5 protein-coding genes are annotated in these 4,648 nt (G+C 28.2%); 3 read left to right on the top strand and 2 right to left on the bottom strand.

Going from position 1 to position 4,648, the window contains the following annotated elements:
- Positions 1–198, top strand: a 198-nt coding sequence (locus HRT41_16005) for a winged helix-turn-helix transcriptional regulator (protein ID NQY25524.1), incomplete at its 5' end; no start/stop codon positions are given.
- Positions 199–345: 147 nt separating this feature from the next.
- Here the strand turns inward: HRT41_16005 and HRT41_16000 are convergent.
- The gene (locus HRT41_16000; GenBank protein ID NQY25523.1) at positions 346–2,070 is read right to left on the bottom strand and encodes an ABC-F family ATP-binding cassette domain-containing protein; all 1,725 of its coding nucleotides are present in this window, start codon (positions 2,068–2,070) and stop codon (positions 346–348) included.
- 255 nt (positions 2,071–2,325) lie between these two features.
- Complete coding sequence (locus tag HRT41_15995) at positions 2,326–3,243, bottom strand: MBL fold metallo-hydrolase (GenBank protein ID NQY25522.1); 918 nt, start codon at positions 3,241–3,243, stop codon at positions 2,326–2,328.
- A 134-nt stretch (positions 3,244–3,377) separates the two neighbouring features.
- Here HRT41_15995 and HRT41_15990 point away from each other — a divergent pair, with 134 nt between their 5' ends.
- Positions 3,378–3,749 carry a helix-turn-helix transcriptional regulator gene (locus tag HRT41_15990; GenBank protein NQY25521.1) on the top strand — a complete coding sequence of 124 codons (372 nt, stop codon included), beginning with the start codon at positions 3,378–3,380 and terminating at the stop codon, positions 3,747–3,749.
- Positions 3,750–3,920: 171 nt separating this feature from the next.
- Entirely contained in the window at positions 3,921–4,574 is a 654-nt protein-coding gene (locus tag HRT41_15985; GenBank protein NQY25520.1) for a VTT domain-containing protein, read from the top strand.
- Positions 4,575–4,648 lie beyond the last annotated feature (74 nt).

Here is a 4,648-nt window from a genome sequence, read left to right as displayed (position 1 = left end):
TGTCGTAAACTAAATGCGCTTGAAGAAGTATCTTTGATAAAAAGAATTGTATATCCAGAAGTTCCACCTAGAGTTGAATTTGCTTTAACTACTCATGGAGTAAAACTTTTAGAAGTATTTGGGGCAATGGAGAAATGGGGTTTACAGTATGCTAAAGAAATGGGAGGAAAGATAGGTGAAGGGCACTGTTCTAAATAACTTCCCTTTATCTACGTTCTAATCAAAATACAAAAATTTCCATTAGAATCAAATTGATTCATTAGTATCTGACAGAAACTAAAGGTGACTGTCTCCCTTAAATTATAATTTAAAGTGGAGCGTCACCCTAAAGGCATAATTTTCTAATTAAACATCATTTAGTTTTTTTTCAAACTCTATAGTTAATCTTTCTAAGTCTTTTTCTAAGTCTTTTAATCTGCTTTGTTTTTTAGCTTTGTCTGCTGTACTCAAAGCTTCTATTTGGCTTATTTCTTGTTTAATTGGAAATGCAAGTTTACTTTTTTCAGTTACAAGAAGAGCTCGTAGTTTTTTAATCTCTTTTTTGTTTCTTTTTGGTTTTACAACTTTTTTCTTTTGTATTCCTTCTTCTTCTTCCCAACCAACTTTTGTTAAAAACTCATCATAGTCTCCATTAAAATACTCTGCACCCTCATTTGTAAAAACAATCAATTTATCACAAACAGCTCTTAATAACTGTTCACTATGAGTTACAATTATACAAGAACCTTTAAAGGCTTTTATAGCTTTGGTTAAAGAATCTATTGAATCAATATCTAAGTGATTTGTAGGCTCATCTAAGAATAAAAGGTTTACATCTTTTGCAATTATTTTTGCTAACATTACTCTTGATTTCTCACCACCAGAAAGAAGTGCAATTTTTTTCTTAGCATTATCTCCACCAAACATCATAATTCCACAAATACTTCTGATAAGTGACTCTGGAAGTTTATGATTTACAGAATAAATTTCTTCCATAATGGTATTTTTTGCATTAAGGTGTGAAATATTTGTTTGTCCGAAATGTCCAAAATTACATGAAGGATGATAAGTAGTGCTCCCACTTAGGGCTTCTAATTCACCTGCAATTGCATTTAATAGTGTAGATTTACCTTTACCATTTTTCCCAATAATTCCAATCGTTTCACCTTTTGAAAGAGCAAAAGTTATATTTTTAAATAATATATTGTCTTGCGTATATCCAAAAGACAAATCTTTAACTTCTAGTAAAAATTTAGCAGTTGTTTCTTTATAATTAAAATTGAAACTTAAATTTGCTTCATAATTAATATCTTCTAATCTTTCCATTTTTTCTAAGATTTTAACTTTAGACTGTGCCAGTGTAGAAGTAGCTGCTCTTGCTTTATTTTTAGCAATAAATTCTTCTAATTCTTTAATCTTTTTATCTTGCGCTATTTTTTGTTTTTCGTGATTTTCAGCATTTGCAGAAATTTGATCAAAAAACTTTCTGGTACCACCTTTAATTATTAAAGCATTTTTTCTAATGATTCCTAGAGTATGAGTACAAACACTGTCCATAAAATCTCTGTCGTGAGTAATTAAAATAACTTCACCTACAAAAGATTTTAAAAAGTCTTTTAACCATCTAATTGACAAAATATCAAGGTAATTTGTAGGCTCATCTAATAAAAGCATACTTGGTTCTGTTAAAAGCAGTTTTGCTAAATTAATTCTAATCTGAAATCCACCCGAAAATGAATTTGGTTTTTTGTCTAAATCTTCCATAGAAAATCCCAAACCAAATAATATCTTTTCAGCTTTATAAATATCGTATTTATCATCTTCACTTAAAGCAAGTGCAGTTTCTTCAATAAGCGTTTTTTCTGTAAAATCGAAATACTGTCTCAATGTCCCTATTTTATAGTTTTTAGGGTATTTTATTTCACCATGATCTTGGTGTTCTTCACCTAATATTAGTTTAAACAGTGTAGATTTACCACTACCATTTCGGCCAACTAGACCTACTTTATCGCCTGCATTTAGTCTTAGGTTTAGGTCACTATAAAGTTCACTTGTTGGATAACTTTTTGATATATTGATTAATTCAATCATAACTCTCTTTTTGCTTTTATTTTGATTTGGGATTATATGATAGCAAGAGTTATATACATATAAATTAGCATAAGTATAGAGGCAAATATTTGTATATTGTGGTAATAATAATATATTTGAATGAATTCACTAATAAAAACTCAAGCTTACAAAAGTTTAAGTCGAAAATCAAAGGTGCCTGTCTCAATTAACACATTATTCCCAGTGATGAATCAAAAAGTGGAGATTCATCTCTGGGGTGTAAATTTTTGCTAATTATTTATAAACTATTGTTTCACCTTCTTTTATAACATTTAATATGTAGTCTTGTTTTTCACTGATTTTTTCAAACTTAGTAATAGGTTCTAAATACAAATCATAAGTAGAGTGATGAATAGGTAAAATATTTTTTGCTTTTGTATATAAAGAATATTCCAGCACATCAATTGCTTTCATACTTAACTGACCTAATGAACCATGAACACCTACATTACCCACGTGAGGAACTAGAATATCAATAGAAGAAAGTTTTGCTATACTTTTTTTTATTTCATCTGTTAAAAATGTGTCTCCGGTCCAATACAATGTTTTTTTCCAAGCTCCTTGTTTAAATTCAATGAAGTAGCCGTTTCCCTCACCTAAAATGGAATGTATATCTTTATTTTTTGAATGATGTGCTGCTACTGCTGTAATACGTATACTTGAATCATCAAAATTATAAATTTTTGTCTCATCTGCTTTAAGAACGATAGTATTTGTAAAACCCATTTTTAAAATAGTTTTTTTATCAAATAAAGGAATCAACATTTCTGTATCTAAAGGCAGTTTTTTTTGAGCTTTTTGATCAAAATGATCTTCATGTGCATGGCTTATTAATACTAAATCTATTTCTTGCGTATTTAAATTAATTTCATTTACAGTACTAGTAAAAGTTTTAAGATTTGGTCCTTTTTTCAAATCAAACATTTCATTTGGATTTCCCATAACAAATGCATCTTTACCAGTACCTAACATTGGGTCTGTTAATATCTTAAATCCATTAAAATCTATTAACATACTAGGGCCACTAATCCAAGTAATTTTTATGTTCTTATTTTTTATATCTTCTTTTGAAACATCCGAATAATTCATAGAACACCCAACAAGAATAAAACTAACACATATCAAGAATAATTTTTTTATCTTATTTTTCATAATATTTTCCTTTTTGATTTATTATTTTAATTTCTGCAGAAATTTATTTGACTCAAATATGCGAAAATTTAACATATTTATAAGTTCATGTCAAGTACTATACACAAAGGTATATAGGCACTAAAAGGATAGTAATGGCTGCAAAAAAACCAGTAAAAGAACAGTATAAATGTCCATTTGAATTGGCACTTAATCTTGTAAATGGAAAGTGGAAAGGCCTTGTATTATGGTTCTTGTTTCATGAAACAAGACGTTATGGCCAGATAAAAAAAGCTTATCCAAAAATCACACAAAAGATGTTAACTCAAACATTAAAAGATTTAGAAAAAAATAAACTAATTTCTAGAAAAGTGTATGCTCAAATCCCTCCAAAAGTTGAATATACTATTACAAAAGAAGGGAAAGAGCTCTACCCTATTTTTGAAATGTTATATAAATGGGGAGAAAAAATGTCTAAAACCTTAGATGTTGATATTGAAGAGAATAAAATAAAGTGCGAAATATAGGTCTATTGAAAATAAGGGGAGATAGGTAACTTCTTAATAAAATAATTTAATGCTGTTTGCCCCCATTCCCTTTATTCTTATAATAAAGAAGTTAAGATTCAATCCTAAGGCATACAGTTTTATTTGTTAACGTTATATAGCTACTATAGTAAAAAACATTAAAGTACTACAATGAAATTATTAATTAAATCCATTTTTATCTTAGCTGGTATATTTTTTAGCAGTTTTTTGATCTTCAAGTTTTCAGGAATTTTTACAATTGAAGATATTAAAAATATATTTGAAACTATTAAAACGCAAGATTCCTATATTTTAGGATTGTTAGTTATTTTTCTTTTGATTATTGATCTGTTTATTGCTATTCCAACAATGACTGTTATTTTATTGGCTGGGTATTTTTTAGGATTTAAACTGGCTATTATTTATGTTTTTTTTGGTCTTTTGTGCGCTTCTATGATAGGATATTTTCTCTCAAAAAAATATGGTGAAAAAGTTCTTAATAAACTTAGTTCTAATGAAGAACAGAAAAAAGAGATGAAAGAACTTTTTTTAAAACATGGAACAATAGTATTAATATTATCAAGAGCAGTACCAATGTTGCCAGAAATTTCAGCTTGTTTAGCAGGTACTTGTAAAATGCCTTTTAAAAGATTTTTGCTATTTTGGGCTTTAGGAACAATTCCTTATCTTAGTATCATTGTTTATGCAGGTTCTATTAGCGAAACAAACAATCCAATGCCTGCAATTTATGCGGCATTGTTTGTAACAGGTGCATTTAGTTTAGCATGGTTATATTTTATAAAAAAGAATAAATTATTAATATAGAGAGTTGCCACCTTAAAATCTAATAAAGTATTTACTATTTTAAAAAGAAATTTTATCTTTTATTCACATCGAAC

Source organism: Campylobacteraceae bacterium, assembly GCA_013215945.1.
Taxonomy (GTDB): domain Bacteria; phylum Campylobacterota; class Campylobacteria; order Campylobacterales; family Arcobacteraceae; genus NORP36.
This window is presented reverse-complemented; position numbering and strand designations above follow the sequence as displayed.

What these genes read in the sequence shown, in the direction of transcription:
- HRT41_15990 (NQY25521.1), top strand. Translation starts at nt 3,378, where the DNA reads ATGGCTGCAAAAAAACCAGTAAAAGAACAGTATAAATGTCCATTTGAA.
- HRT41_15985 (NQY25520.1), top strand. Translation starts at nt 3,921, where the DNA reads ATGAAATTATTAATTAAATCCATTTTTATCTTAGCTGGTATATTTTTT.
- HRT41_16000 (NQY25523.1), bottom strand. Translation starts at nt 2,070, where the DNA reads ATGATTGAATTAATCAATATATCAAAAAGTTATCCAACAAGTGAACTT.
- HRT41_15995 (NQY25522.1), bottom strand. Translation starts at nt 3,243, where the DNA reads ATGAAAAATAAGATAAAAAAATTATTCTTGATATGTGTTAGTTTTATT.